Here is a 25,799-nt window from a genome sequence, read left to right on the forward strand (position 1 = left end):
CTGCCGAACACCGGATGAACAGCGGTAGTGTCCGCGGCATGAGGCTGTTCCGGCTGATCCAGCCCGTCGACGACATCGAGGTCGCGGTCGCGTTCTACGCCGCCGTCTTCGGCCACCCGGGCGAGCGGATCGCGGTCAACCGGCACTACTTCACCCTCGGCGAGGTGGTGCTGGCCTGCGTCGCGGCCCCGCTCGAACACCGGGAACCGCGCCCGCAGCGGGATCCGCGGATCGTCTACCTCGCCGTCGAGGACGTCGAGGAGACGTTCGAGCGGGTGCGGGCCGCCGGGCCGCGCTGGGCCGACGACGCCATCGAGACGCAGTTCTGGGGCGAACGCTCCTTCTACGCCGACGACCCGTTCGGCAACCCGCTCTGCTTCGTCCAGGAGGACACGCTCTACTTGGGCGGGCCCGTCGGCTGATCGCCGTTGGCCGGGTGCATCCGGATCGGCATGACGAACCAGAGGATCCCGAAGATCAGCACGCACAGCACGCCGAGGATCCCCATCGCGATCCAGCCGTAGACCACCTTGGCGATCAGCGCGACCGTCGACGTGATCGCCAGGGCCAGGCAGACCAGCCCGACCAGCACGAGCCGGTTGCCGACGGTCAGGATCCGTTCCCGGCTGCCGGTGCGGAACAGCAGCCGGTGCCACGCCGCCGGCGACGTCAGCAACGCCGTGGCCGCGACCGCGAGCGCCACCGCGGACAGGTGGAGCGACTTCTCGAACCCGCTGGCGTCGTGGAACCGGTCGGTGAACACGACCGACAGCAGGAAGCCGAAGAGGATCTGCACCCCGGCCTGCGCGACGCGTAGCTCCTGCAGGAGCTCGCCGACGTTGCGCGTGAGCTGCTCGTTGCGGGTTTCGCCGGTGTGTTCGGGCACCAGATGACCATAACCGGGCTCAGGACCGTCCACCGGATGGGAAATCCGTAACTTTTCCACCAAATCGGTCACTCGTCCGAGTGATGATCATGGCGGCTTCCCGGACGACTCGTTAAAGAGGGGAAATGCGCTTTCTTCCCGCTCTGGCCGCCGCGGCCGCCGTCGCCGTGCTCGCTCCCGGTACCGCCGCCGCGTCGCCGTCACCGGCGCGGTTCACGACCGCGTACGGCACGTTCACCGCGGCTGCCCCCGGCGCAACCGCGGTGACGTACCGCCCCGATCTCGTCCCGGCGGGCGCACGGGCGCACGTGTTCGGCCTTTCGGCCGAGCACACCGGCACGACCACCCTCCTGTTCGTCACCGGCCTGCGCCCGGACCGGGCCTACGGTGCCCACGCGCACACCCAGCCGTGCGGCGCCACGGGTGACGCCGCCGGACCGCACTTCCAGCACGTGCCCGACCCGGTGAAGCCGTCGGTCGACCCCGCGTACGCGAACCCCCGCAACGAGATCTGGCTCGACTTCACCACCGACGCGATCGGCACCGGCTTCGCCCGGTCCACAGTGGACTGGACGTTCGGCGGTCGACGGCCGAAGTCGGTGGTCGTCCACGAAACCCACGCGCACACCGATCCCGGCCACGCGGGCACGGCGGGCGCCCGGCTCGCCTGCCTGACCGTCGATTTCTAGTCAGAACCCCCAGGACCGCTCGGGCACCACGCGGATGCGGACGGAGTACTTGGCGTCGAACTCGTCCGCGGTCAGGCCGATCGCGGCGTAGTGCGAGCCGTACTTGTCGAGGTAGCCGGGCGCTTCCGACGCCTTGCCCGCTTCGACGTGCGCTTTCCCGTTGACGACCAGGACCGAGCCGCCGTGTTCGTCGCTGTTGAGGTGGAAGCTCACGTCGGGGTTCGCCTCGATGTGCCGGAGCTTCGCGGTGTCCGGCTCGCTGAACACCACGATGTCGTCGCCGTCGAGGACGAACCACACGGGCCGCGGCGCGGGCCTGCCCTTGGGCGTGACTGTCGTCAGCCAGGCGATCGGCTCGCCGGCGCGGTCGGCGAGTTTCGGTGCTGCCATGTCGGTGCCCCCTGGTCGTCGGGTCTGTGACCCAGGTAACCACGGGGCACCGACATTTTCTTCCCGCTCTAGCGCGACGCGACCCGCCGCGCGTACCGCGTCCCGGCCGCCAGCAGCACCAGGCCCGCGCCGAGGAAGGCACCGACCCTGGCCAGGCCGTCGAGCGCCGACAGGTCGAAGAGCACCAGCTTCAGCACCGCGGCGCCGACCAGGATCAGCCCGGTCACCCTCAGCCCGACGACGTCGATCCCGCGCAGGAGCAGCACGAGCGCGGCGATCGTCCAGGACACCGTGATCAGCGCGTGGCCGACGAGGAACCCAGTCCGGCCGGGGACCGCCAGCAGGGCGCCGCAGAGCACGATCCCGGCGGCGCCGTACAGCGCCGAAACCCCGGCGAGCAGCCAGATCGGCAGGTCTTCGGCCGGGCCGCGGAACACCGAAAGGCGCGCAGCGGCCCACGGCAGCGCGACCGACACGGCGAGGATCAGCGCGGCGACCGCGAGCGCGCCGGCCAGCTCGGCAACGGTGTGCGTGCGGGGCACGATCAGCAGCGCGGGCGTGACGTCGAAGGCCACGCCGAGCAGGCCGCCGATCGCCGCGAACCCGAGCGCGGCGGCGAGCGCACCCCGGTTGCGGCCGCCCACCGCGGCCACGACCAGCAGCAACGCCTCGCCGAGCAGCACCCCGGCGCGCGCCGGGCCGTCGAACTGGGTGACGGTCGCCTGCAGGACCGCGAGCAGCCCGGCCAGGCCGGCGACCTGCCCGGCGAACCCGGGCCACCAGCGGCGGGCCGCCCAGACGGCGAGCAGCACGACACCCGCCCCGGCCGTGATCGGCACCGCCTGCGCCTTCGGCAGCAGCACCGCGGCGACGAGCGTCGGCAGCACGGCGGTGGCCAGCAGCGAAAGCGCCGCGGGGTCGTTCTCACGACGGCGCAGCACGACGAGCGCCAGCACGACCGCGGTGACCCCGACACCGCCCGCCGCGGCGGTGTTGGCCCAGCTGCCGCCCCCGCCGAGCACGGCCGTGCTGATCACGGATGCGAACAGCGGCGGGATCCCGGCGGCGAGCGTCAGCGACGACCAGTCGCGGCGCAGCTGCACCGGCGCCGTCGCGAGCTGGACCATCAGCAGGAAGGTGACCAGTTCGGGGGTGAACCCCCCGACGATCATCGGCGCGCAGACGACACAGCCGACCACGACGGCCGACGCCAGCAGCGGCGACTCCCACCGCACGGCCACGAGCAACCCGCCGACGGCGACCGCCAGCCCGCCGGCGAGCCCGGCGAGCACGGGCAGGAACTCGTACAGGGCCGTCGCGGCGACGACGTCCAGGTAGAGCGTGGCGATACCGGTGGCGGCCAGCGCGAAGGCCCCGGTGCGGCCGGCGGGCTTGCGGTGCAGCCAGACACCGACGCCGGTGAGCGCGAGCCCGAACCCGGCACCGACGAGCACCCGCGGCAGCGGCCCGAGCCAGCCGCGCTGCACGGCGAGCACGAGCAGCAGGACGACGCCGAGCAGCGTGACGGCCCCGCCGACCCAGGCGAGCACGCGGCTGCCGGCGCCTTCCTTGCCGAGCTTTTCGCCGAGCGTCTGCCGCGGAGCGGGCGGGACGTACTGAGGTTGTGGCGGCGGAACGTACTGAGGCGGCGGCGGTGGCTGCCACTGGTACTGCGGCCACGGGACCGACTCGGGGCGCACCGGCCGGGGCGCGGCCTGAGGTTGCGGCTCAGGCTGTGGTTGCGGTTGTGGTTGTGGTTGTGGTTGCGGCGGGGCGGCCTGTTCGGGCTGCATGGCCGGCTGCGGCTGGTCGGCATGCCGGGCTTGTGCGGCCTGTCCGGCCTGCGCGGCCGGGTCCGGCTGCCCGGCCTGGACGGTCCGCAGTTCGGAACCCACCAGGGCGAGACGACGCCCCAGGTCGTCGATCTCGCCGGCGAGCCGGAGGAGCACATTCGCGTCGGTGGTCATACCGGACAGGGTCACCCACCGGCGTCACCTGCGGATCCGTAGCACTACTCAATCCCGGGTCACGTCCTGGTCGCGGCCAGCACCTGGTCCATGGTGGTCATGATCGAGACGGTCTCGGCGAGCGGCATGAGCGGGCTCTCGATCTCCCCGGCGGCCAGCCGCAGCGCGACCTCGTCGGCCTGATGCCGCAGGCCACGGCCCTCATCGACGTATTCGAAGCGGCTTCGCTCGCCTTCGCGCGGGATGAAGGTGAAGGAGGCGGGAGCGTAGAAGGAGCCGTCGACCTCGATGCGCCCGTCGGTGCCGACGATCGCCGCGGTGGTCGGCGAGATCGCACTCAAGGTGCAGTTCAGGACGGCTTGCGCGCCGCTCGCGTAGCCGAACAGCATCGACATCTGCGCGTCGACGCCGGTGAAGGCGGGGGTGGCCATGGCAACCACCCGCTCGGGCGGCCCGAGGACCATCGACGCGAACGAAACGGGATAGATCCCCAGGTCGAGCAGGGCGCCACCGCCGAGTTCGGGAGCGAACAGCCGGAAGGCGGGATCCGCGGCGAACCACTGCCCGTGATCGGCGGTGACGGTGACGACGTCCCCGAGCCGCGGCAGCAGCTCACGGATGTGCCGGATGTGCGGCAGGAACCGCGTCCACATGGCCTCCATCAGGAAGAGATCCTTGGCTCGCGCCAGGTCGACGAGGTCGCGGGCCTCCTCGGCGTTCATCGTGAACGGCTTCTCGACGAGCACGGGCTTCCCGGCTTCGAGCGCGAGCCGGGCGTTGGCGTGGTGCATGGGGTGCGGCGTCGCGACGTAGACGACGTCGACGTCCGGATCGCCGGCAAGGGCTTCGTAGCTGCCGTGGCGAGTGGGGATGCGGTGCCGGTCGGCAAACCGTTCGGCACCGCCGGCGGTCCGCGACCCGACCGCGGCGACCACCCCGGACTCGGTGAGCTGCAGGTCTTGGGCGAAGGCGCCGGCGATCCCGCCGGTACCCATGATTCCCCAGCGCAGGGGCGCGTTCGTCATGAGCCGCACCCTATGCCTGGCCAGAGTGAGGAGTCGATCACCGTGAGGGGCGGTGATGGGGGTGGTCGGCATCTACGGAGGCGTCACGGGCGACGCCACGGCCTGGGACAAGTAAGCGAGCCGCGCGGTGACGCGTCGGCTCGTGCGGGCGACTCCGGTGTTGACTTTGCCCGAGACGGCTTCCGGCCACCCCGGCCCGGGGAGACACGATCGTCACCACATCCGAAATTCCGCCATCCGGTTCCGCGCACCGCGCGCCCACCGCAGCCGTGTTCCTGCTGCTGATTCTGCTCGCCTTCAGCGACGAGTTCGTCAGCGCGCTCATGGACGCCGTCGAAGCCCGCCAAGACTTTCGCTGGTTGGTCGTCCCTCTCGACGTTGCCATCTTGGCCGTTTCGCTGTGGCAGAAGCGCCGGTTTCGACGGCAGACGCAAGGGAACCATCGCGCTCGACCTCCTCACGACTGTCGTCGTGAAGACCAAGCTGGCCTGGTCGACCTGGCGGTGACACCGGGGGTACGTGGCTGCGCTGGCCATGTTGCTCGCCGCGACCCTGGACGCCGGCCCGGCGCCGCTGCTCTTTCCCTGGCGGGAAAACAACCCCCGAAGAGTGGCTGCGGATCCAGGCGGCACCCCCGCTCCTCATCGGCGCGTTCGGCGCATACCTGGCCACCGCGTGGTCGGAGTATGCACTCGGCCGCGATATCGATCAGGAGTACTTCGCCCAGGTGAGCCAGGTGATCGCCCTGCTGATCGTGGCACCTCGCCAGACGACCGATGGCGATCATCTCGCTCGCCATCTTGGGCTTCGGCGAAATAATGGCCCTGCCGGCACTCATCCAAAAAGAGCTGCGCGGGATACGGTTGGCTGCAGTCCATTGTCAGGTGTTCACGGGACGGGTCTGACGCGTGGCCGTACGGCTCGATGAACCGTTGCAGTAATTCTCGGTGCCGACGGCGGTACTTTCCGCGGGCCGGCCGGTGGCCGAGGCGAATCGGAGTCGACCGCAGCCTGCCGGCCGTCCGGAGCGCCAGGTGGCCGCCGTCGCCGTGGCGGGCTTCGTCGTCGTGACCGTCGTGGCTCTCCGCGAGCGGCTTCGAGCACGCCGGCCGCGCGAGTGAGCACTCGGGGAACAGCCCCTGGTCGACGTGATCGACACCACAAGCGACAATGGAGGACGTGACCGCCACCCTGAGCAAGCCCGCCCTGAAGATCGGCCCCTACCAGGTCGATCCCCCGGTCGTGCTCGCCCCCATGGCCGGCATCACCAACGTCGCCTTCCGGCAGCTCTGCCAGGAGTACGGCGCCGGCATCTACGTGTGCGAGATGATCACCGCGCGCGCCGTCGTCGAACGGCACCCCGGCACCATGCACATGATGACCTTCGGGGCGAACGAAAAGCCCAGGTCGATGCAGCTCTACGGCGTCGACCCGAAGACCATGGCCGAAGCTGTGCGGATCATCGTCGGCGAAGGGCTCGCCGACCACGTCGACTCCAACTTCGGCTGCCCCGTCGCGAAGGTGACGCGCAAGGGCGGCGGGGCCGCGCTGCCGTTCAAGCGGAAGCTGTTCGAGGCCATCGTGCGCGAGTCCGTGCAGGCCGCCGGCGACACGCCGTTCACGGTGAAGTTCCGCATCGGCATCGACGACGACCACCGCACCTTCCTCGACGCCGGCCGCATCGCCGAAGCCGAGGGCGCCGCCGCCGTCAGCCTGCACGCCCGCACCGCGGCCCAGCGCTACTCCGGCCAGGCCGACTGGACGAAGATCGCGGAGCTGAAGGAAGCCGTCACCAGCATTCCCGTGCTCGGCAACGGTGACATCTTCTCCGCCGACGACGCCCTGCGCATGGTCGCCGAAACCGGCTGCGACGGCGTGGTCGTCGGCCGCGGCTGCCTCGGCCGGCCGTGGCTGTTCGGCGAGCTCGAAGCCGCATTCCAGGGCCGCGAAATCCCGACCCCGCCCAACCTCGGCGAGGTCGCGAAGGTGCTGCGGAGGCACACAGAGCTCCTCATCGAGCACGACGGCCACGACAAGGCCATGCGCGACATCCGCAAGCACATGGCCTGGTACCTGATGGGTTTCCCGGTCGGCTCGGAACTGCGTCGCGGCTTCGCGATGCTCTCGTCGATGGAGCAGCTCGACGACCTGATCGCCCAGCTCGACCACGACGCCCCGTTCCCCGAGGCGGCCACCGGCCCGCGCGGCCGTCAGGGCTCCCCGGGCAAGGTCACGCTGCCGCATGGCTGGCTCGACGATCCGGACGACGACTGCGTTCCCGAGGCCGAAGATATGCACTCGGGCGGCTGAGCTGCACCAGGCTCAGGCCGAACAGCAGCACCCCCAGCGGGACGTGCACGGCCGTGACGTGCGCGATCCCGAGGAACACCTGCGCGGTCACCAGCCCCAGGAACACGCCCGCGTAGAGGATCGCCCGTGGCGAGTTGCCGCCCGGCCGCCAAGCCAGCACGGCGGCAACCACCTGCACGACCGCGACGATCCACACCGTGTACGCCGAAGCGCTGTGGAGGATATGGCCGTTCGGGGTGGTCAGCAACAGCCCGGCGGTGACCGGGGCGAGGAAGACCGCGAGCGTCTGCAGCGCGATCGTGGCGCGCAAGAAGATCGTCATACCCAGTAGACGACGCAGCGGCGCGAAACGTGAGGTCGTGACATCTGTCAGGCCGAAGTCGTGGCGGACGGCATCCGTCCCGGGCCGCCCACCGCGACAAGCTCGGTGCATGACGACGAACCAGCCCGCAAGCTCCCTGGTCAAGACCCTCGCGATCGAGATCGCCGTCCCCACCGGCGTCTACTACGCGCTCCACTCGCTCGGCGCGAGCGACTTCACCGCGCTCGCCGCCGCCGGCGTCTTCCCGCTGGCCCGGACGCTCTTCCAGTTCGCCAAGGACCGCACGCTCAACGGCCTCGCCCTCGTCGTCCTCGTCACGAACGTCGTCGGCATGCTGCTCACCTTCGTCTCCGGCGACGCCCGGATGATGATCGCCAAGGACTCGCTCGGCAGCGGCATCACCGGCCTCGTCATCCTCGCCTCCGCGTTCACCGCGGCCCCGATCATGACCAAGACGATGCGGCCCTTCCTCACCCGCGGCAAGGCCGAGAACGAAGCCGCGTGGGAACGCCTCAGCGAAAACGCCACGTTCAACGCCATCCTGCTGCGCTGCAGCGTCATCTGGGGAATCGGCTTCGTGCTGGAAAGCTCCGTCCGCATCGCCGGCGCGTTCACGCTGCCCGTCCCGACCATGGTCTGGCTGAGCACGACGATCTTCGCGGCCTCCTTCGCGGTGATCATGGTCGTCTCCGGCAAGGTGGCCGAGAAGGCGGGCAAGATGATCGCCGCCGATGCGAAGGCACGCCCTCTCGTGGCCGCTTGACCTGCGACAACGCGGGGTGTACAGGTGTGGACATGTACAGCAAGCGGCAGCAGCTGGTCGGCGATCTCGCCGACCTGATCCGCTCCGGACGCCTTGCCCCCGGCGAACGCCTCCCCGGCGAGCACCAGCTCGCCCTGAAGTACCAAGTCAGCCGGGGTACCGTGCGCAGCGCGCTGTCCGAGCTCCAGCAGCTCGAGCTCATCTCCACCCAGGCCGGGGTCGGGTCGTTCGTCACCTTCGACGGCGTCCAGCTCGACCAGCGGATCGGCTGGGCCCGCGCCCTCGCCGACGCCGGCGCGCCGGTCACCACCGAGCTGCTCGGCATCGAAGCCGTGGAAGACCGTGTCCTCGACGAAGAGTTCGGCGAACTGACCTACGTCGCCGTGCGGCGGCTGCGGCGCGAGCACGAGCGCGGGATCTCCCTGGAGACCGCCACCGTGCCCGCCGTCGGACCGCTCGCCGCGCTCCCCGAAACCGGCCTGCGCGACGGCTCGCTGACCAAGACCCTCGAAGCCGCCGGCCGGATCGCCGTCGGCGGCGACCAGTGGCTCAGCACCGAACGCCTCGACGCCTGCGCCGCCGGACTCCTCGGCCGCAGCATCGGCGAGCTCTTCCTCCGCGCCGAACGCACGTCGGTCGACGGCGAAGGCCGTCTCGTCGAGCGGGTCGTCAGCCTGCTGGACCCGGACCGGTTCCAGTTCCACCTCACCTTCAGGCACCGGTGACCGCGCGGGACCGGGCGCTCGGCGCGTTCACCGGGCTGGCCGTCGGCGACGCGCTCGGCATGCCGACGCAGTCGATGTCCCGCGCCGCCATTGCCGCCACGTACGGGCCGGTCACCGGCCTGTTCGCCGCCGTCGCCGAGCAGCCGGTCGCGCCGTCGATGCCCGCCGGTTCAGTCACCGACGACACCGAGCAGGCCGTCATGCTGGCCCGGCTGCTCATCGACGGCCGCGGCATCGTGGAGCCGCACGTCCTCGCCGACGCCCTGCTGATCTGGGAGGCGGACATGGTCCGCCGCGGGTCCGCGGACCTGCTCGGGCCGTCCACCAAGCGCGCGCTCGCCCGGCTCCAGGACGGCGTCCCGGCCGACGAAGCCGGTCGCACCGGCACCACCAACGGCGCCGCCATGCGGGTCGCGCCGGTCGGCATCGCGACGCCGGCGGACGACCTGCACCGGCTGGTCGACACCGTCGTCGCGACCGCGCGGGTCACGCACAACACCAGCCTGGGCATCGCGTCGGCCGCCGCGGTCGCGGCCGCCGTCTCCGCCGGGGTCGACGGCGCGAGCCTGGCCGAAGCGCTCGACGCCGGGGAGCGCGCCGCCGTCGTCGGCGGGGAACGCGGGCACTGGGCACCGGGCGGGGAGATCGCCGCCCGGATCCGCTGGGCGCGTGACTGGGTGCGGGGGATGGCCCCGGCGGCCGTCGCCGACGCGGTCGCGCAGGTGATCGGCACCTCGGTCGCGTCGCAGGAGTCCGTCGTGGCCGCGTTCGCGCTGGCCGAGGCCATGGGCGACGACCCGCCGGCGGCGTTGCGCCTGGCCGCCGGGCTCGGCGGCGACACCGACACCGTCGCCTCCATCTGCGGCGCGATGCTCGGCGCGGCGCACGGCGTCGGCGCCTTCCGCCCCGATGTCGTCGAGACCGTGCTCGCCGTCAACCGGCTCGAATTCGGGCCGCTCGTCGACGAACTCCTGAAGCTGCGCCGCCGATGAGCGGGCGGCTGGTGCACACCGGGCAGGTCGTCGTCGACCTCGTCATGCGGGTGCCCGCGCTGCCACCGCACGGCGGCGACGTCCTCGCGTCGTCGACGAACCTGTTGCCCGGCGGCGGTTTCAACGTCATGGCCGCCGCCGCGCGGTCCGGCGCGGAGGTGCTTTACGCCGGCAGCCACGGAATCGGCGGCTTCGGCGATCTCGTCCGCAACGCGCTCGCGACCGAAGGGATTGCGCTGGCTCACGAACCAATGTCCGAAGTGGACACCGGCGTCGTCGTCGTGTTGGTGGACGCGACCGGCGAGCGCACCTTCGCGACCGGCACCGGCGCCGAAGGACGGCTGCACGCCGAATTGCTCGACCGAGTCACCCCAAAGAATGACGACGTCGTGTACGTGAGCGGATACAGTTGGTTGCACGAGATCAATCGCGGCGCCCTCATCGAGTGGCTGCCCCGGCTGCCCGGCTCGAAGATCCTGTTCGACCCCGGCCCGCTCATCACCGACATCGACCCTGGAGACCTCCATGCCTTGTTGTCCACAATAGACATACTGAGCTGCACCGCCCGCGAAGCCGAGGTGCTGGGCGAGCTGCCACCCGTCGCCGTTGTCCGCGAGGGCGCGCAAGGCTGTCGCGTCCACGAAAACGGCCGGATCACCGACGTCCCCGGTTTCCCGGTCGAGGTCGTGGACACCACCGGCGCCGGCGACACGCACTGCGGCGTGCTGGCCGCGGAGCTGTTGCGCGGCAGTACCGTCCTCGACGCCGCCGTGCGCGCCAACGCGGCGGCCGCGCTTTCGGTGACCCGGCGCGGCCCGGCGACCGCGCCGGGCCGGGAAGAGATCGACCAGCTGGTGGAGGCCATGCGATGACCGGTACCCGCAGACTCGAGGTGGAGACCAACGGCCTCGACGTGATCGACGACGCCGAGCGGCGCGGGCGCCCGCGGCAGCTGTTCTGGCCGTGGTTCGGCGCGAACGTGTCGGTGCTGGGGCTGAGCTACGGCTCGTTCACCCTCGGCTTCGGCATCTCGTTCGGGCAGGCGCTGGTCGCCGGTCTCGTCGGCATCCTGTTCTCGTTCCTGCTGTGCGGCTTCATCGCCATCGCGGGCAAGCGGGGGTCGGCGCCGACGATGCTGCTTTCGCGGGCGGCGTTCGGCGTGCGCGGCAACCGGCTGCCGTCGGCGATCTCGTGGCTGCTGACGGTCGGCTGGGAAACCGTGCTCGCCGCGCTGGCGACGCTGGCCACGGCGACGGTGTTCGAGCGCCTCGGCTGGGGCGGCGGAACGCCGACGAAGGTGGTCGCGCTCGTGGTGGTGGCGGCGCTGACCGTCGCCGCCGGCGTGCTCGGCTTCGACGCGATCATGAAGCTGCAGACGTGGATCACCTGGATCACCGGTGTGCTCACGGTCGTCTACGTTGTCCTCGTGGCCGGCGACGTCCACTGGGCGGCGGTGAGCGCGCTGCCGTCCGGGTCGGCGCAGCAGTGGGTGGGTGCGCTGGTGTTCCTGATGACCGGCTTCGGCCTCGGCTGGGTCAACGCGGCCGCGGACTACTCCCGCTACCTGCCGCGGTCGGCGTCGAGCCGGGGCGTGGTCGGCTGGACGACGTTCGGCGCGTCGGTGGCGCCGGTGGTGCTGCTGGTGTTCGGGTTGCTGCTGGCCGGGTCGTCGCCGGACCTCAACAAGGCGATCGCGGCCGACCCGATCGGCGCACTGACGTCGTTGCTGCCGCTGTGGTTCCTGGTGCCGTTCGCGATCGTCGCGGTGCTCGGCCTGGTCGGCGGCGCAGTCCTGGACATCTATTCGTCGGGGCTGGCGCTGCTCTCGGCGGGTGTGCGCATCCCCCGCCCGGCGGCTGCGCTCGTCGACGGCGTGATCATGATCCTGGGCACGGTCTACATCGTGTTCTTCGGTGGCGAGTTCCTCGGTCAGTTCCAGGGTTTCCTGGTGACGCTGGGCGTGCCGGTGGCGGCCTGGTGCGGCGTGATGCTCGCGGACGTCCTGCTGCGGCGCCGCGACTACGCCGAGCCCGACCTCTTCGACCCGGCCGGCCGCTACGGCGACGTCCGGGTCGGGCCGATCGCGCTGGTCCTGGTGGCGACGGCGCTCGGCTGGGGCCTGGTGACGAACTCGTCCGCGGCGTGGCTGCAGTGGCAGGGATACCTGCTGGAGCCGTTCGGCCTCGGCGGCCGCGAAGGCGCCTGGGCTTACGCGAACCTCGGCGTGCTGCTGGCGCTGGCCTTGGGCTTCCTGGTGACGTTGCTGACGCGGCGGCGGGTCCGCGAACAGGAGGCAGTATGAGGCGAATCCTGGCGGTCATCGACCTGCAGAACGTCTTCGCCGACCCGGCGAGCCCGTGGTTCACCCCGCGCTTCGCCGAGGTGGTCCCGCCGATCCACCGGCTGGTGACGGCGTTCGGCGACGACGTCGTGTTCACGCGGTTTGTCGCGCCAGCACGACCGGAAGGGGCGTGGCGCCGGTACTACGAGCAGTGGCCGTTCGCGCTCCAGCCACCGGACTCGCAGCTGTACCAAGTGGTCGACGCTTTCCAGCCCTCGTCCACTGTGGACGCGACGACGTTCGGGAAGTGGAACCCGCGCATGGCAACCCGGGTGGGTGGCGCGGGCCTGGTGCTCGCGGGCGTCTCGACGGACTGCTGCGTCCTGTCGACGGCCCTGGCGGCGGCAGACGCGGGCGTCGCGGTCACGGTGGTGTCCGACGCGTGCGCAGGCGCGGACGACGAGAGCCACGCCAAGGCCCTGGACATCATGCGGCTGTACGGCCCGCTCGTGCAGGTCGCCACCACCGAGGAGGTACTCGCGAAGTAGATTCGCCTGCGTGATCGACCACATCAGCATCCCCACCGAGGCCGGGTCCTTCGACGCCATCGCCGCCGGGCCCGAAGACGGGCGGCCCGTCCTCCTGCTGCACGGCTTCCCCGAAGCCGCGACCGAGTGGGAGCACCAGGTCGCGACCCTCGGGGTGCTCGGATTCCGGGCCGTCGCGCCGGATCAGCGTGGGTACTCGCCGAATGTCCGCCCCGAGCAGGCGAGCGACTACTCGATCGATCACCTTGTCGGGGACGTCGTCGCGATCACCGAAGCGCTGGGCTGGCTGAAGTTCGACCTCGTCGGGCACGACTGGGGTGGCGCCGTCGCCTGGTGGACCGCCGACGCGCACCCGGAACGGCTGCGGAGCCTCACCGTCGTCTCCACGCCGCACCCCGCCGCGCTCGCCGATGCCATGAAGACCGACGAAGACCAGCACCTGCGCACCCGCTACATGACGGAGTGGCGGCAGACCCGCGTCACCGAGCGGCGGATGCTGGAGAACGGCGGCCGCGCACTGCGGGAGATGTTCGATCGGCGCGTGTCGCCGTCCAAGGTCGACGACTACGTGCAGCGGCTGTCCGAGCCGGGCGCGCTCACCGCCGCCCTCAACTGGTACCGGGCCGGGCGGCCGGGCGGGAAGATCGGCAAGATCGCCGTGCCGACGCTGTACATCTGGAGCACCGAGGACGTCTCGTTCGGCTCGACCGCCGCGCTCGACACCGCGAACTGGGTCACCGGGCCCTACCACTTCGAAATGCTCGAAGACGTCTCGCACTGGGTGCCGGAGGAGGCACCGGAAGCCGTCACTTCGCTGCTCGTGGAGCACCTCAACGCACGGTGACGGCCCGTCACCGTGCCGGGCGGACCGCGGTAACCCACCCGCCTCGCGGTACGGCGCGCAGGCAGCCGTCGTGTTCACTGGGGCGCGTGGATACCGCGACCGAACCCGAGACCGAGCAGGTCGTCTTCGTCACCGAGGACGGCGTGCCCACCGGCGAAACCGGCCCCAAGCTGGCCAGCCACCACGAGCACACCCGGTTGCACCTGGCCTTCTCGTGCTACGTCCTGCGGCGCAGCGACAACGCCCTGCTGATCACCCAGCGCGCCGGTCACAAGAAGGTCTGGCCGGGGGTCTGGACCAACAGCGTCTGCGGCCACCCCGCGCCCGGCGAAGCGCTCGAGGACGCCGTCCGGCGCCGCGCCGCCTACGAGCTCGGGCTGCCTTCGCTGTCCGGGTTGCACTGCGTGCTGCCGAACTACCGCTACCGGACGCCGCCATTCCAGGGGATCGTCGAGAACGAGTTCTGCCCGGTGTTCGCCGCGTGGGCCGACGCCGAGCCGGCGCCGAACCCGGAGGAGGTCGGCGACTGGCGCTGGGTCGCCTGGAACGACTACACGTCGTTACTGAACGACACGACGGCTAATGTGAGTTACTGGGCTAAGGACCAGTACTCGCAGCTCAAGGGCATCGAGCCGTTCGTCGGACTCTGAACCGACCACTCCGCAGAGTCACCATCACAGTCCCGTTTGAGCGAAATTCACCTTCTTCCGGACCGGCATCTCAAGCGCGACCGCCCCCACGACGACAACCAAGGAGTGGTGGAGGTGGGGATGGTCGCCGAGGGCGAAGGCGCGGCGGGCCGGACAGCCAGCCCGCAGCCGCCGGACCTGCTCCGCCTCCACGAAGCCATCGCCAGCCTCTTCGCCACCCAGGGCGACTGGCAGCGCGCCTACCAGCACCTGCGTTCGGCGCTCGAAATCGCTCGCGACGGCAGTCTCCGCGACGCGCTGACCTCGAGTTACAACCGCCGCTACCTCGATGAGCGCCTGTATGGACCGTTCACCGATCGCCTGCCGCTGGGACTCGCGCTGATCGATCTCGACCGCTTCAAGAGCGTCAACGACACGTACGGTCACCTCGTCGGCGACCGCGTCCTGCGCCGGGTCGCCGACCTGCTCCAGGAGGACCTGCCCCCGGGCGGCTTCTGCGCCCGCTACGGCGGCGAGGAGTTCGTGCTGTGGCTGCCGGGGGTCGACCTCGGGCGCGCCGTTCGCGTCGTCGACGACGCCCGGTTGCGCGTCGCCCGTCATCCCTGGTCAGAACTTCAGCCGGGGTTGCGCGTGACCATCAGCGCCGGGCTCGCGCACGAGACGCCGGGGTCCGGGGCGCCGACGTCACCGGAGCGCCGGCTGCGGCACGCGGACGACCTGCTTTATGCGGCGAAACACGCGGGCCGCAACAAAGTCGCCTATCAAGACGCGCAAACGACACAGTTAATATCCCACTCTGAGTAACGCAAACACGGCATTACTCCGTCCGCCGACAAGGTGTATCACCCGTTTGTCGACGCACACCGGCCGTTCGTCGACTCAAGGTGAAGAAAATTCCGGGAGGGTGTCGTCACGAACGGGGGGTATCCGTACGATAACGAAAACCGCCGGGGGAACGATCACCTCCTGCGGGGGAAGACGGCCAAATCGAAGCCACCCTTCGATCGCGCGAAAGGAGACCGAGTGCCGGACGAGCTCGACAGCCCGGGAACCGGTCACCGCTCCGACGGTCCCGCGCGGCCCCGGCCCGGACGGCGCCGGTCGATGGAGGACCAGGGCGGGATCAGCGTCTCCGACGTCGTCGCCAAGACCACCGGCGTTCGCCCCCTGCCGGCCCGCGAGGAGCGACCCGACCAGCCGGGACGCCGTCTTCGCGCAGCCGAGCCGCGGTCTTCCCAGCCGCGCGCTCCGAGGTCGGACCAGGGGCCTGCACAGGACCCAGTACCCACGGACGCCACACGTCAACCGCGCACCCCCCGCCCCCGCCAGCCCCGCCGCACCACCGCGGCGGCGCCCCTGCCGGAAGCCCCCCTCCAGCGACGCCCCCCGGTGGCCAACCCGGGCCCGCAGCAGACGTCGGCGACCCCCCAGCCGCCGCGACGCCCCCGCCGCCCGTCGGCGGAGGCGCCTCAGGGCGAAGGTGTCCCGCCTCGCCGCGCACCCCGCGCGGAGCAGGCGCCGACCCCGGACAGCCCGGCCCCCCGCCGAGCGGCTGCCGCGCCCGACGGCCCCGCACCCCGCCGAGCGGCCGCCACACCCGACAGCCCCGCACCCCGCCGACCAGGGATTTCCGCCGAGGCGGCGGCACCGCCACGCGCGCCCGACGGCCCCGCACCCCGCCGAGCGGCCGGCCCCGAAGGGGTCGCGCCGCAGCGCCCCACCGGTGACGGTCCCGCAGGCCGTCGGGCGGCGATGTCGGCCGAGGCCGCGGTACCCCCGCGCGCCGCCGACCGCCGAGCGGCGGAAAGCCCCGCGGGCCGACGCCCGGCCGCTTCGACCGAGGCAGTGGCACCTCCGCGCGCCACGCCGGACAGCCCGGCGCCCCGGCGCACCGCCGCCGAAGGGGCCGCGCCTCCGCGGGCCGCGGCCGACGGCCGACGCCCCGCAGCCCCCACCGCTGCCGCCCCGATCCCGCCCGCCGTAGCCGATGGTCCGGTCGGCCGCCGTCCCGCGGCTCCCGCCGCGGCCCCGATTCCGCACGACGCGGCCGATGGGCCCGCCGGCCGACGCCCCGCAGCTCCGATCCCGCCCGCCGCGGATGGTTCGGGGCGCCGAGCTTCCGCCGAGGCCGCACGGGCTGCCGCCGATGGGCCCGCGGGTCGGCGTCCCGGTGGCCCGGCCGAGGCACCCTCGCGTTCCGTCGCCGGTGACGATGCTTCCGGGGGTGTGCCGCCTCGGGCCGCCCTTGATCCGCTCACCATGACCGACGAGATGGAAGCCATCGACGAGGCCACCCAGTACCGCCGCAGGATCGACCACACCCTCGCCCGGTTCTCCGCCGCGCACGATGAGATGGAAGCCGAAGAGGCCAAGCGGCGGGAACGCCGGGAACGGCTCTCGCCCGCCTCCATCCTCGAGAGCACCCGGACAGCCCTGCAGCGCGTTGTCACCGCTCCGCCGCCCGAAGACGACGCCGCCGAGGTGGCGCCACTCCCCGAAAAGGCGCCGAGGAAGAGCGTGCAGTTCGGGCGGATCGCCGCGGCCGTGGTGGCCGCGCTCGTCTTCCTCGGGATCGGGGGTGCCTGGGGCGCCCAGACCTACTTCGACGCCAAGTTCACCCAAGTCGCCGCGCTCGACGAGAACTCCGCCGACATCCAGGACGCCGCGGCGCAGGCCAACGACGAGAACTTCCTGATGGTCGGCTCCGACACCCGCGACGGGGCGTCCGCCGAAGAGGGCGTCGGCACCGCCGACAGCATCCCCGGTGCGCGGAGCGACACCGTGATGGTGGCGCACATCCCCGCCGACCGGAAGCGGGTCGTCGTCACGTCGTTCCCGCGTGACCTCGAGATCAACCGGCCCGAGTGCCAGCGCTGGGACCCCGTGCAGAGCAAGAACACCGACGAAAAGGTGCCCGCGCAGAAGATCGCCAAGCTCAACACCGCGTACGCGGTGGGCGGGCCGTCCTGCGTCACCAAGGTCATCCAGCAGATCACCGGGCTGCGGATCAACCACTTCGTCGGCATCGACTTCAACGGCTTCAAGGAGATGGTCGACGCGGTGCACGGCGTCACCATCCACAACGAGATCCCGATCGACGACACCATCCTCGGCAAGGTGCTGCTGCAGACCGGCGACGTCACGATCTCCGGCGACCAGGCACTGAACTTCGTCCGGGCGCGGCACGTCAAGGGCGACCCGACGTCCGACTACGGCCGGATCAAGCGGCAGCAGGAGTTCATCGGCGCGCTGCTGAAGAAGGTCATGTCCTCGGATGTCGTGCTCGACCCCGGCAAGCTCAGCGACTTCATCACTGCCTTCGCGAAGGCCACCTTCGGCGACAACCTCGGCGTCAAGCAGATGATGACGCTGGCGCAGTCGATGAAGGGCCTCGACCCGTCGAAGATCACGTTCCTCACCGTCCCGACGGTCGGCACGGCCAACAGCCGCGGCAACGAGGTGCTCGTCGTCAGCAAGACGAAGGCCCTCTTCGACGCGCTGCGCAACAACACGCCGCTGCCCGACCCGAACGCGCCGGTCCCCGTCAGCGAGCAGGCGCCGCCGAGCAGCACGTCGAAGTCGAAGTCCAGCGGCAGCTCGAAGTCGACCACCACCCGCAAGAGCACCGGCAACGGCTGAGCCGGAGGATCGTTAGTCCGGGTTCACGTGCGGTTCACCCGGCGATGCGGTATTTGGCCACAGTTGGCCGTAGGGTTGGGCCATGCGTGAGGCTTACCATGTCGAACTCGAACAGCTCGCCGACCACCTGGCCGCGATGTCGGTCCAGGTCGCCGACGCCATGGAGCGGGCCACGCGGGCACTGCTGGAGGTCGATCTCGGTCTCGCCGAGCAGGTGATCAGCGACGACGCCAAGGTCGACGACGCCCGCGCCCAGTGCGAGGAGCAGGCGTACGCCCTGCTGGCCCTGCAGGCGCCCGTGGCGACCGACCTGCGCACCGTCCTCGCGGCGATCCACGCCGCCGAGAGCCTGGAGCGGATGGGCGACCTGGCGCTGCACGTGGCGAAGGCCGCGCGGCGCCGCCACCCCGAGCCGGTGCTGCCGGACGCGGTGCGCCCGTACTTCGCCGAGATGGGCGAAGTCGCGGTCAAGCTGGCCCGCCAGACCGAACAGGTCATCAAGTCGAAGGACGTCGAGGCGGCGAAGACGCTCGAATCCGACGACGACCAGGTGGACGACATCCACCGCCACCTCTTCACCGTCATCATGGACCGCGAGTGGCCGCACGGCGTGGCCGCGGCCGTCGACGTGACGCTGCTCGGCCGCTTCTACGAGCGCTACGCCGACCACGCCGTCTCGGTCGCCAAGCGGATGATCTTCGTCGTCACCGGCAAGATGCCGGGCTACGGCTCCGACGACGACATCTGAGCCGCCCCAACGAAAAATGCCCCCGGCCGCGGCCGGGGGCATTTCCATTACTCCATTGTGGACTCAGCCGAAGCGGCCGGAAATGTAGTCTTCCGTGGCCTTTTCGTCCGGGTTGGAGAAGATCTTCTCCGTGTCGTTCAGTTCCACCAGCCGGCCCGGCTGGCCGACGCCGGCGAGGTTGAAGAACGCCGTCTGGTCGGAAACCCGGGCCGCCTGCTGCATGTTGTGCGTGACGATGACGATCGTGTAGTCCTTCTTCAGCTCGCCGATCAGGTCCTCGATCGCCAGCGTGGAGATCGGGTCCAGGGCCGAGCAGGGCTCGTCCATCAGCAGCACGTCCGGCTGGACCGCGATCGCGCGGGCGATGCACAGCCGCTGCTGCTGACCGCCCGAAAGCCCGCCGCCCGGCTTGTTCAGGCGGTCCTTGACCTCGTTCCACAGGTTCGCGCCGCGCAGGGCGCGCTCGGCGATGTCGTCGAGCGTCTTCTTGCCCTTGGTGCCGCCCAGCTTCAGGCCCGCCACGACGTTGTCGCGAATGGACATCGTCGGGAACGGGTTGGGACGCTGGAACACCATGCCGATCGTGCGGCGCACCTGCACCGGGTCGACCGACGACGCGTAGATGTCCTCGCCGTCGAGCAGCACCTGGCCGTCCACGCGGGCGCCGGGGATCACTTCGTGCATGCGGTTGAGCGTGCGCAGCACCGTCGACTTGCCACAGCCCGACGGGCCGATGAACGCGGTGACGTTGCGCGGCGGCACCGACAGGGTGACGCCGTCCACGGCGTGGAACTTGCCGTAGTAGATGTCCACGTCCTTGACGTCGATTCGCTTGGCCATCAGGAACAGCTCACTTCTTCTTCGGGGCGACGAGGCGCGCGAACACAGTGGCGAGGAGGTTGATCAGCGCGATGATGAGCACCAGGGTCAGGGCCGCGCCCCAGATCCGGTCGAAGCCGACCGTGCCCGGGTCCATCGGGTTGCTGACGCGCTCGTTGTTCATCAGCAGCGGCAGCGCGGCCTGCTCGCCGTGGAAGATGTCCCAGTTCGTGTAGGCCGAGTAGCCGACGAGGACCAGCAGCGGCGCGGTTTCGCCCATCACGCGGGCCAGCGCCATCATCACGCCGCCGACGATGCCGGACAGCGCCGTCGGCAGCACGATCTTCATGATCGTCTTCCACTTCGGCACGCCCAGCGCGTACGACGCCTCGCGCAGGTCGTCCGGGACGATCCGCAGCATCTCCTCCGACGAGCGGACGACGACCGGGATCATCAGCAGCACCAGGGCCAGCGAGACGGCGAAACCGCTGCGCGGCAGGCCGAGCGTGGTGATCCACAGCGCGTAGATGAACAGCGCGGCCACGATGGACGGAACGCCGGAGAGGATGTCCACCATGAACGTGGTGGCCTTCGCGAGCTTGCCGCGGCCGTACTCGACGAGGTAGATCGCGACGAGCATGCCGATCGGCACCGCGATGATCGCGCACACGAGGCCCTGCAGCAGGCTGCCGACGATGGCGTGCAGCACGCCGCCGCCGACCTCGTCGGACAGCACGTCGCCGAAGTCCTGGCCCCACCAGTTGCTGTACGGGATGCGCTTGATGCCGTTGGCGACCACCGTGTAGAGCACCCACACCAGCGGGACGACGGCGATCAGGAACGACAGCCACACCAGCGTGGTGGCAACGCCGTTCTTGACCTTGCGGGCCAGGCTGACCTGCTGGAACGCCGGGGTCGAAGCGGGCGCTTCGAGCGAGGTGACGGACATGCTCAGTCCCCCTTCTTGCCGATGACGGACCGCGCGGCGAAGTTCACGACGAAGGTGAGCACGAACAGCACCAGGCCGGCCGCGATGTACGCGCCGGCCGAGACCTCGTTGTTGAACTCGCTGTAGTTCGCGGCGATCTTCGACGCGAAGGTCGCGCCGCCGTCGAAGAGGCTCCAGTCGAAGTTCTTGCCCTGCGGGATCAGCAGGATGACGGCGAGCGCGATCGTCTCGCCCAGCGCGCGGCCGAGGCCGAGCATGGACGCGCCGACGTAGCCTGCCTTGCCGAACGGCAGCACCGTGGTGCGGATGACCTCCCAGCGGGTGGCGCCCAGCGCCAGCGCGCCCTCGATGTGCGGGGTCGGCGTCCGCTCGAACACCTCGCGCGAGAGCGAGGTGATGATCGGCAGGATCATCACGGCCAGCACGATGCCGGCGGTGAAGATCGTGCCGCGCACGCTCGGCGCGACGTTGCCGGGCGCCAGGATCGGGAACCACGAGAACGTCTCGTTGATCCACTGCGCGAACGGCTCGATCGCCGGCGCGAACACCAGGATGCCCCACAGGCCGAAGATGATCGACGGCACCGCGGCGAGCAGGTCGATGACGTAGGCGAACGGGCGCGCGAGGCGCGGCGGGGCGTACTGGGTCAGGAACAGCGCGATGCCGAGCGAAACCGGCATCGCGATGACCAGCGCCACCAGCGACGTCGCCACCGTGACCTCGAGCAGGTCGAGGATGCCGAACGACATGTTCGCCGGGTCGCTGGTCGACCAGCCGTGGTTGGTCAGGAAGTTGACCTTGTCGGCCTTCAGCGCCGGGATCGCCTGGATCAGCAGGAAGACCCCGATCAGGCCGATCAGGGCGACGACGAAGATCCCGGCCCCGGTGGTCAGGTTCTGGAAGATGCGGTCACCGGCCCGCACCTTCTTCGGCTTCTCGCCCGCGGGCGGCTCGGGTGCCGCCGGCGGGGCTGGTTGCTCCGAAATCGGGACCTCCGGGGGCGTCGTGACGGACGACGAACGCCCACCGGGGTCGCCGGTGGGCGTTCGCGTCGAGAATGACTCGCTCATCAGCTACTTCTGACCAGCCTCTATCACTCGGTTGCCAGTCGCAATGGTCAGCTGATCGCCTTGACGGCGGTCAGCACCTTGGTCTGCAGCGACTGCGGGATCGGCACGTAGCCCTTGGCGGACAGCGGCTGCTGGCCGTCGGTCGCGGCCACCGTCAGGAACGCCTTCACGGCCTTCGCGACGTCCGGGTTCGAGTACTTCGAGCAGACGATCTCGTAGGTCGTCAGCAGCAGCGGGTAGGCACCCGGGGTGTTGCTGGCGTAGATGCCGTTGAGGTCGAGCGCGAGGTCGTTCGAGCCGTCCTTGAGGAACTTCGCCGCGTCCAGGGACTTGGCCACGTTCGCCGAGGTGAGCTCGACGCCGCCGGAGCCGCTGTCGATCAGGGCCGGGGTCAGGCCGTCCTTGGCGAACGCGCCCTCGACGTAGGTGATGCCGCCGTCGGAGGCCTTCACCGCGGTCGCGACGCCGTTGGAGCCCTGGGCGCCGTTGCCGACACCGCCGTTGAACTTCTTGCCGGCACCCTTGGTCCAGTCGGCCTTCGCCGCCGCGGCCAGGTACTTCTGGAAGTTGTCGGTGGTGCCCGACTCGTCCGAACGGGACACGACCTGGATGGCCTTGTCCGGCAGGTTCAGGCTCTCGTTGCCCTTGACCGCCTTGATGGCCGGGTCGTTCCACTTGGTGATGGCGCCGCTGAAGATCTTGGCGGTGACCGACGGGGTCAGCACCAGCTTGTCCACACCGGACAGCTTGTAGGCGACGGCGATCGGGCCGACCACGAGCGGGATGTTCCAGGCCTCGCTGCCGCAGCGGGCCTTGGCGGCCTCGGCGTCGGCGTCCTTGATCGGCGAGTCCGAGCCGCCGAAGTCGATCTGGTTGGCGTTGAACTGCTTCACGCCCGCGCCCGAACCGCTGGGGTTGTAGTTGACCTGCTGACCGGAGCAGCGCTTGCCGTACTGCTGCGTGAAGATGTCGATCGCGTTCTTCTGCGCCGACGAACCTTCCGCGGACAGCGGGCTCTTGCCACCGCACTGGACGTCGGCCGTCTCGGTCGCGGCGGGGGCAGCAGCGGAGCTCGAGCCGCTGCTGTTGGACGCCGCGGGGTCAGTGCCACAGGCGGCGAGCACGAGAGCGGCGCTCGCCACGATGCCGACCGCGCTCAGGGGCCGCATGATCTTCACTGCTGTTTCCTCCATCAGGAGCTTCACCGGTTCGGCCGCGGCGGTGGTCGCCGTGCCGGATCCGGACATTAGGCAGCGCTGATGGACGGGCGGCCGTGAACAAATGAACGCAAAGTGAACAGACCCCCGGATGTGAGCAGGGCTACTAGCCTGAGAGGCTGCCGTGTCCGGGCCGTGACCTGCGCGTTTGCCGTCAGTGACGAGATGCTCGCGCGGCGTCGATCGTGGTCACCGACCGTACTGGACGTCGGTTTCGTGACGGGCGAACCCCAGCTTGGTGTAGACCGCCAGCGCCGGTGCGTTGTCGCCCTCGACGTACAGGATGATCTGCCGCAGCCCACGGCTCGCGAGGTACCGCAGCCCGGCGAGCGTCAGCGCCCGCCCGAGCCCGCCGCCCTGCGCCGCGGGGTCGACGCCGACGACGTACACCTCGCCGACGCGCTCGCCGCCGAACCGCCCCGGGGTCGGTTCGTGCACCTTCGTCCAGTGGAAGCCGATGACCTCGCCGTCTTGAACGGCGAGGAAGAAGCCGTCGGTGTCGAACCACGGCCGGGCTTCGTCGGCGCGGACGTCGTCGGCGGTCAGGGCGCCCTGCTCGGGGTGCCAGTCGAAGGCCCGCGCGTTGACCCGGACCACGGCGTCCTCGTCCTGGCCGGGCACGAACGTCCGCAGCGAGACGCCGTCGCGCAGCACCGGCTCCGGCCAGACCGCGCTGTCGACGTCGACGTGCAGGATCAGCAGCTCGCGCTTGCGCTCCAGGCCGGTCTTCACGGCCAGCTTCTGCGCGGCCGGGTGGTCGCCGTGCGCCCAGACGCGGAAGCCGACGGCGGCTCGCTCGTCGAGCGCCTGAAGCAGCTTCGCGCCGTAGCCGCGATCACGGTGGGCGGGGTGCACGAACAGCTCGGCGACCTGGTGCCCGAAGGAGTCGCCCGTGGTGTCGAGGTGCGCGTAGCCGACGACTTCGCCCTCGACGCAGGCGACGAGGTGCTCACCGCCGTCGAACTCACCGGGCAGCGGGCCCGCGGGCTCGACCTCGGGCCGCCCGTCCGCGTCGCGCACGGCCAGCAGCAGCCCGCGCACGTCCTCGAGCTGCTTCTCGTCCAGTTCCTGCCGCCACTCTCCGGTCACCCCTGCGACCGTACCCGTGGGAGAGGCAACGCGACGGTTGTCGCCGCGTCCAGGTGAAGGTGGGGACGTCAGTGGGTGAGTTCGGGAGCGTCGGCCGGGGCCTCGGCGCTCGCCTGCGCGGGCACGCCCGGCCGCGGGCCGCCGCTCTTGGCCGGCCGCTCGAACTTGTAGCCGACGTTGCGCACGGTGCCGATCATCTGCTCGTGCTCGGGGCCGAGCTTGGCGCGCAGCCGCCGGACGTGCACGTCGACCGTGCGGGTGCCACCGAAGAAGTCGTAGCCCCAGACCTCCTGCAGCAGCTGGGCGCGGGTGAACACCCGGCCGGCGTGCTGCGCGAGGTACTTGAGCAGCTCGAACTCCTTGTAGGTGAGTTCCAGGGTGCGCTTGCGCAGCCGCGCGGTGTAGGTCGCCTCGTCGATCACCAGCTCGCCGACCCGCAGCTCGGCGTCGACCTGCGCGGAGCCGCCGTCGCGGGTCGTCACCAGCCGCAGCCGGGCGTCCACCTCGGCCGGGCCGGCGGTGGGCAGCAGGATGTCGTCGGTGCGCCACTCGGCGCTCACGGCAACGAGCCCGCCTTCGCCGACGACGGCGATGATCGGGGTCGCGGCCTCGTCCTCGCCGGTGCCCTTGAGCAGGCGGCAGAGACTCTTCGCCGAGGCCAGGTCGCTGCGGGCGTCGAGGAGGATCACGTCGCGGTGACCCGCGTCGAGCAGGGCCGTCACCTCGGGAGCGCGGACGCGTACGGTGTGCGGCAGCAGGTCCAGTGCGGGAAGCACCGAGGTGGCGTCGGCCTCCGCAGTCAGTACCAGAAGGTCCAGGCTCATCAGCCGCACCGCCTTCTCGAGTCGTCGCCGCACAGCGGCGTTGGTCGGTGCTAAGTGAGAATAGCGGCTGAACGGCCGGGCACCTAACCCTTGCTGGATCGATCACACCTGGCGGAATCCGGGTGTCCCCGACGAACAGGAGTACGGAAGCGATGGTGAGCAGGCCCGTGACCCGGGACGACCGACCCGGACCGACGCCCGACGCCCGGCGCCGCGGCCGCCGGGCCCGCCGCTGGGTGATCGCGCTGATCGTCCTGGTCTTGCTGCTGGTGGGTGCCGATTTCGGAGCCGCCGCGTACGCCGAGCACATGATCTCGCAGAAGGCGCGCACGCAGCTGCAGCTGAGCGACGACCCGTCGGTGACGATCCACGGCTTCCCGTTCCTCACGCAGGCGCTGGGCGGTGACTACAGTCACATCAGCGTGTCCGCCGCCGGTGTCCCGGTCGCGGGCAAGCTCCAGGACGTCGCGGTGAACGCCGAGCTGGAGAACGTCACGGCGCCACTGTCCGACCTCGCCAACGGCAACACCAAGGCGATCACCATCGGCGAGCTGACCGGCTCGGTGACCATCAAGGCCGCCGACCTGGCCCGCCTCGCGCCGCTGGACAAGATCAAGGACCTGCGGATCGAGCCGTCGACCACCGAGTACGTCGAGAACGGCGACGCCGGGCAGAGCGAGCCGACGCCGACCCCGACGAAGACCACCGAGGGCCAGCCCGACCAGGACGAGTCGCGCACCGGCGTCCGCATTTCGGGACACCTTCAGTTCGCGGGCAAGGATCTGGAAATCTTCTGTTTCGCGATGATCGAGGCCGACGCCGCCAAGGGAACGATCAACTTCGTCCCCAAGCGGCTGCAGTTCGGGAACAACCAGGAGACCACCGTGGTCCCCGCGGCGGTGCAGAAGGCGCTGATGCCGAACTTCAACGCGTCGATCAGCACGAAGGACCTGCCGCTGTCGGTCACCCCGACCGGCGTGCAGGTGCAGAGCGGATCGGTGACGATCAGGGGCAAGGCGACGAACGTGTCCTTCGCGGACCTCAGCAAGTAG

Annotated in this window: 26 protein-coding genes; 15 read left to right on the forward strand and 11 right to left on the reverse strand. The window is 70.6% G+C overall.

Annotated features, from left to right (window positions below; genetic code table 11):
• The first annotated feature begins 38 nt into the window (after positions 1 to 38).
• Positions 39 to 422, forward strand: a complete 384-nt coding sequence (locus tag BLW76_RS47205; RefSeq protein WP_244170646.1) for a VOC family protein — start codon at positions 39 to 41, stop codon at positions 420 to 422.
• On the opposite strand, the gene BLW76_RS47210 is transcribed toward BLW76_RS47205, so the two are convergent.
• Positions 398 to 886: a DUF6328 family protein gene (locus BLW76_RS47210; protein WP_091319200.1), complete on the reverse strand. Its 489-nt coding sequence runs from the start codon at positions 884 to 886 to the stop codon at positions 398 to 400. The genes BLW76_RS47205 and BLW76_RS47210 overlap by 25 nt on opposite strands.
• A 125-nt stretch (positions 887 to 1,011) precedes the next feature.
• On the opposite strand from BLW76_RS47210, the gene BLW76_RS47215 reads away from it, so the two are divergent.
• Entirely contained in the window at positions 1,012 to 1,575 is a 564-nt protein-coding gene (locus BLW76_RS47215) for a superoxide dismutase (protein WP_091319201.1), read from the forward strand.
• Here BLW76_RS47215 and BLW76_RS47220 read toward each other — a convergent pair whose 3' ends face one another.
• From BLW76_RS47220 to BLW76_RS47230, 3 genes are all read right to left on the reverse strand, one after another.
• The gene (locus tag BLW76_RS47220) at positions 1,576 to 1,965 is read right to left on the reverse strand and encodes a TIGR03667 family PPOX class F420-dependent oxidoreductase (protein ID WP_091319203.1); all 390 of its coding nucleotides are present in this window, start codon (positions 1,963 to 1,965) and stop codon (positions 1,576 to 1,578) included.
• A 68-nt stretch (positions 1,966 to 2,033) separates the two neighbouring features.
• The gene (locus tag BLW76_RS47225) at positions 2,034 to 3,932 is read right to left on the reverse strand and encodes a DUF2339 domain-containing protein (RefSeq protein WP_244170647.1); all 1,899 of its coding nucleotides are present in this window, start codon (positions 3,930 to 3,932) and stop codon (positions 2,034 to 2,036) included.
• 59 nt (positions 3,933 to 3,991) lie between these two features.
• Positions 3,992 to 4,957 carry a Gfo/Idh/MocA family protein gene (locus tag BLW76_RS47230; protein WP_091319206.1) on the reverse strand — a complete coding sequence of 322 codons (966 nt, stop codon included), beginning with the start codon at positions 4,955 to 4,957 and terminating at the stop codon, positions 3,992 to 3,994.
• 1,170 nt (positions 4,958 to 6,127) lie between these two features.
• On the opposite strand from BLW76_RS47230, the gene dusB reads away from it, so the two are divergent.
• On the forward strand, positions 6,128 to 7,267 hold the full coding sequence (gene dusB / locus BLW76_RS47235; RefSeq protein ID WP_091319207.1) for a tRNA dihydrouridine synthase DusB: 1,140 nt from the start codon (positions 6,128 to 6,130) through the stop codon (positions 7,265 to 7,267).
• On the opposite strand, the gene BLW76_RS47240 is transcribed toward dusB, so the two are convergent.
• Positions 7,188 to 7,589 carry a hypothetical protein gene (locus tag BLW76_RS47240; RefSeq protein WP_091319209.1) on the reverse strand — a complete coding sequence of 134 codons (402 nt, stop codon included), beginning with the start codon at positions 7,587 to 7,589 and terminating at the stop codon, positions 7,188 to 7,190. The genes dusB and BLW76_RS47240 overlap by 80 nt on opposite strands.
• A gap of 109 nt (positions 7,590 to 7,698) precedes the next feature.
• Here BLW76_RS47240 and BLW76_RS47245 point away from each other — a divergent pair, with 109 nt between their 5' ends.
• The 11 genes from BLW76_RS47245 to phoU all read left to right on the forward strand — a co-directional run bounded on the left by BLW76_RS47245 (position 7,699) and on the right by phoU (position 18,779).
• Entirely contained in the window at positions 7,699 to 8,352 is a 654-nt protein-coding gene (locus BLW76_RS47245; RefSeq protein ID WP_091319210.1) for a VC0807 family protein, read from the forward strand.
• Between the two features lie 32 nt (positions 8,353 to 8,384).
• On the forward strand, positions 8,385 to 9,077 hold the full coding sequence (locus BLW76_RS47250) for a GntR family transcriptional regulator (RefSeq protein ID WP_167384957.1): 693 nt from the start codon (positions 8,385 to 8,387) through the stop codon (positions 9,075 to 9,077).
• A complete protein-coding gene (locus tag BLW76_RS47255) occupies positions 9,074 to 10,069 on the forward strand; it encodes an ADP-ribosylglycohydrolase family protein (RefSeq protein WP_091319214.1) in 996 nt (331 codons plus the stop codon). The genes BLW76_RS47250 and BLW76_RS47255 overlap by 4 nt, the downstream gene beginning before the upstream one ends.
• On the forward strand, positions 10,066 to 10,941 hold the full coding sequence (locus BLW76_RS47260; RefSeq protein ID WP_091319216.1) for a PfkB family carbohydrate kinase: 876 nt from the start codon (positions 10,066 to 10,068) through the stop codon (positions 10,939 to 10,941). Before BLW76_RS47255 ends, BLW76_RS47260 begins: the two co-directional genes overlap by 4 nt.
• Positions 10,938 to 12,371 carry a purine-cytosine permease family protein gene (locus tag BLW76_RS47265; protein ID WP_091319218.1) on the forward strand — a complete coding sequence of 478 codons (1,434 nt, stop codon included), beginning with the start codon at positions 10,938 to 10,940 and terminating at the stop codon, positions 12,369 to 12,371. Before BLW76_RS47260 ends, BLW76_RS47265 begins: the two co-directional genes overlap by 4 nt.
• Positions 12,368 to 12,898 (forward strand): cysteine hydrolase family protein, encoded by a 531-nt coding sequence (locus tag BLW76_RS47270; RefSeq protein WP_091319220.1) that lies wholly within the window; start codon positions 12,368 to 12,370, stop codon positions 12,896 to 12,898. Before BLW76_RS47265 ends, BLW76_RS47270 begins: the two co-directional genes overlap by 4 nt.
• Before the next feature lie 10 nt (positions 12,899 to 12,908).
• Positions 12,909 to 13,742 carry an alpha/beta fold hydrolase gene (locus BLW76_RS47275; RefSeq protein ID WP_091319222.1) on the forward strand — a complete coding sequence of 278 codons (834 nt, stop codon included), beginning with the start codon at positions 12,909 to 12,911 and terminating at the stop codon, positions 13,740 to 13,742.
• A gap of 86 nt (positions 13,743 to 13,828) precedes the next feature.
• Positions 13,829 to 14,392 carry an isopentenyl-diphosphate Delta-isomerase gene (gene idi / locus BLW76_RS47280; RefSeq protein ID WP_091319224.1) on the forward strand — a complete coding sequence of 188 codons (564 nt, stop codon included), beginning with the start codon at positions 13,829 to 13,831 and terminating at the stop codon, positions 14,390 to 14,392.
• A 120-nt stretch (positions 14,393 to 14,512) separates the two neighbouring features.
• The gene (locus BLW76_RS47285) at positions 14,513 to 15,196 is read left to right on the forward strand and encodes a GGDEF domain-containing protein (RefSeq protein ID WP_091320749.1); all 684 of its coding nucleotides are present in this window, start codon (positions 14,513 to 14,515) and stop codon (positions 15,194 to 15,196) included.
• Positions 15,197 to 16,651: 1,455 nt separating this feature from the next.
• Complete coding sequence (locus BLW76_RS47295; RefSeq protein ID WP_425266052.1) at positions 16,652 to 18,031, forward strand: LCP family protein; 1,380 nt, start codon at positions 16,652 to 16,654, stop codon at positions 18,029 to 18,031.
• A gap of 82 nt (positions 18,032 to 18,113) precedes the next feature.
• Complete coding sequence (gene phoU / locus BLW76_RS47300; protein WP_091319227.1) at positions 18,114 to 18,779, forward strand: phosphate signaling complex protein PhoU; 666 nt, start codon at positions 18,114 to 18,116, stop codon at positions 18,777 to 18,779.
• 63 nt (positions 18,780 to 18,842) lie between these two features.
• Here phoU and pstB read toward each other — a convergent pair whose 3' ends face one another.
• The 6 genes from pstB to BLW76_RS47335 all read right to left on the reverse strand — a co-directional run bounded on the left by pstB (position 18,843) and on the right by BLW76_RS47335 (position 24,747).
• Positions 18,843 to 19,619: a phosphate ABC transporter ATP-binding protein PstB gene (gene pstB, locus BLW76_RS47305; protein ID WP_091319229.1), complete on the reverse strand. Its 777-nt coding sequence runs from the start codon at positions 19,617 to 19,619 to the stop codon at positions 18,843 to 18,845.
• Positions 19,620 to 19,629: 10 nt separating this feature from the next.
• Positions 19,630 to 20,547, reverse strand: a complete 918-nt coding sequence (pstA, locus tag BLW76_RS47310) for a phosphate ABC transporter permease PstA (RefSeq protein ID WP_091319231.1) — start codon at positions 20,545 to 20,547, stop codon at positions 19,630 to 19,632.
• Positions 20,548 to 20,549: 2 nt separating this feature from the next.
• Positions 20,550 to 21,470, reverse strand: a complete 921-nt coding sequence (pstC, locus tag BLW76_RS47315; RefSeq protein ID WP_091319233.1) for a phosphate ABC transporter permease subunit PstC — start codon at positions 21,468 to 21,470, stop codon at positions 20,550 to 20,552.
• Between the two features lie 194 nt (positions 21,471 to 21,664).
• Positions 21,665 to 22,795: a phosphate ABC transporter substrate-binding protein PstS gene (gene pstS, locus BLW76_RS47325; RefSeq protein WP_091320751.1), complete on the reverse strand. Its 1,131-nt coding sequence runs from the start codon at positions 22,793 to 22,795 to the stop codon at positions 21,665 to 21,667.
• A gap of 228 nt (positions 22,796 to 23,023) precedes the next feature.
• Positions 23,024 to 23,923 (reverse strand): mycothiol synthase, encoded by a 900-nt coding sequence (mshD, locus tag BLW76_RS47330; RefSeq protein WP_091319236.1) that lies wholly within the window; start codon positions 23,921 to 23,923, stop codon positions 23,024 to 23,026.
• Between the two features lie 68 nt (positions 23,924 to 23,991).
• A complete protein-coding gene (locus BLW76_RS47335; protein ID WP_167384958.1) occupies positions 23,992 to 24,747 on the reverse strand; it encodes a winged helix-turn-helix transcriptional regulator in 756 nt (251 codons plus the stop codon).
• Positions 24,748 to 24,899: 152 nt separating this feature from the next.
• Between BLW76_RS47335 and BLW76_RS47340 the strand changes: the two genes are divergently transcribed.
• On the forward strand, positions 24,900 to 25,799 hold the full coding sequence (locus BLW76_RS47340) for an LmeA family phospholipid-binding protein (protein WP_091319239.1): 900 nt from the start codon (positions 24,900 to 24,902) through the stop codon (positions 25,797 to 25,799).

Source organism: Amycolatopsis tolypomycina, from assembly GCF_900105945.1.
Classification (GTDB): Bacteria; Actinomycetota; Actinomycetes; order Mycobacteriales; family Pseudonocardiaceae; genus Amycolatopsis; species Amycolatopsis tolypomycina.

What these genes read in the sequence shown, in the direction of transcription:
- BLW76_RS47205 (WP_244170646.1), top strand. Translation starts at nt 39, where the DNA reads ATGAGGCTGTTCCGGCTGATCCAGCCCGTCGACGACATCGAGGTCGCG.
- BLW76_RS47215 (WP_091319201.1), top strand. Translation starts at nt 1,012, where the DNA reads ATGCGCTTTCTTCCCGCTCTGGCCGCCGCGGCCGCCGTCGCCGTGCTC.
- BLW76_RS47220 (WP_091319203.1), bottom strand. Translation starts at nt 1,965, where the DNA reads ATGGCAGCACCGAAACTCGCCGACCGCGCCGGCGAGCCGATCGCCTGG.
- BLW76_RS47225 (WP_244170647.1), bottom strand. Translation starts at nt 3,932, where the DNA reads ATGACCACCGACGCGAATGTGCTCCTCCGGCTCGCCGGCGAGATCGAC.
- BLW76_RS47230 (WP_091319206.1), bottom strand. Translation starts at nt 4,957, where the DNA reads ATGACGAACGCGCCCCTGCGCTGGGGAATCATGGGTACCGGCGGGATC.
- dusB (WP_091319207.1), top strand. Translation starts at nt 6,128, where the DNA reads ATGGAGGACGTGACCGCCACCCTGAGCAAGCCCGCCCTGAAGATCGGC.
- BLW76_RS47240 (WP_091319209.1), bottom strand. Translation starts at nt 7,589, where the DNA reads ATGACGATCTTCTTGCGCGCCACGATCGCGCTGCAGACGCTCGCGGTC.
- BLW76_RS47245 (WP_091319210.1), top strand. Translation starts at nt 7,699, where the DNA reads ATGACGACGAACCAGCCCGCAAGCTCCCTGGTCAAGACCCTCGCGATC.
- BLW76_RS47250 (WP_167384957.1), top strand. Translation starts at nt 8,385, where the DNA reads ATGTACAGCAAGCGGCAGCAGCTGGTCGGCGATCTCGCCGACCTGATC.
- BLW76_RS47260 (WP_091319216.1), top strand. Translation starts at nt 10,066, where the DNA reads ATGAGCGGGCGGCTGGTGCACACCGGGCAGGTCGTCGTCGACCTCGTC.
- BLW76_RS47265 (WP_091319218.1), top strand. Translation starts at nt 10,938, where the DNA reads ATGACCGGTACCCGCAGACTCGAGGTGGAGACCAACGGCCTCGACGTG.
- BLW76_RS47270 (WP_091319220.1), top strand. Translation starts at nt 12,368, where the DNA reads ATGAGGCGAATCCTGGCGGTCATCGACCTGCAGAACGTCTTCGCCGAC.
- BLW76_RS47285 (WP_091320749.1), top strand. Translation starts at nt 14,513, where the DNA reads ATGGTCGCCGAGGGCGAAGGCGCGGCGGGCCGGACAGCCAGCCCGCAG.
- BLW76_RS47295 (WP_425266052.1), top strand. Translation starts at nt 16,652, where the DNA reads ATGACCGACGAGATGGAAGCCATCGACGAGGCCACCCAGTACCGCCGC.
- phoU (WP_091319227.1), top strand. Translation starts at nt 18,114, where the DNA reads ATGCGTGAGGCTTACCATGTCGAACTCGAACAGCTCGCCGACCACCTG.
- pstB (WP_091319229.1), bottom strand. Translation starts at nt 19,619, where the DNA reads ATGGCCAAGCGAATCGACGTCAAGGACGTGGACATCTACTACGGCAAG.
- pstA (WP_091319231.1), bottom strand. Translation starts at nt 20,547, where the DNA reads ATGTCCGTCACCTCGCTCGAAGCGCCCGCTTCGACCCCGGCGTTCCAG.
- BLW76_RS47335 (WP_167384958.1), bottom strand. Translation starts at nt 24,747, where the DNA reads ATGAGCCTGGACCTTCTGGTACTGACTGCGGAGGCCGACGCCACCTCG.
- BLW76_RS47340 (WP_091319239.1), top strand. Translation starts at nt 24,900, where the DNA reads ATGGTGAGCAGGCCCGTGACCCGGGACGACCGACCCGGACCGACGCCC.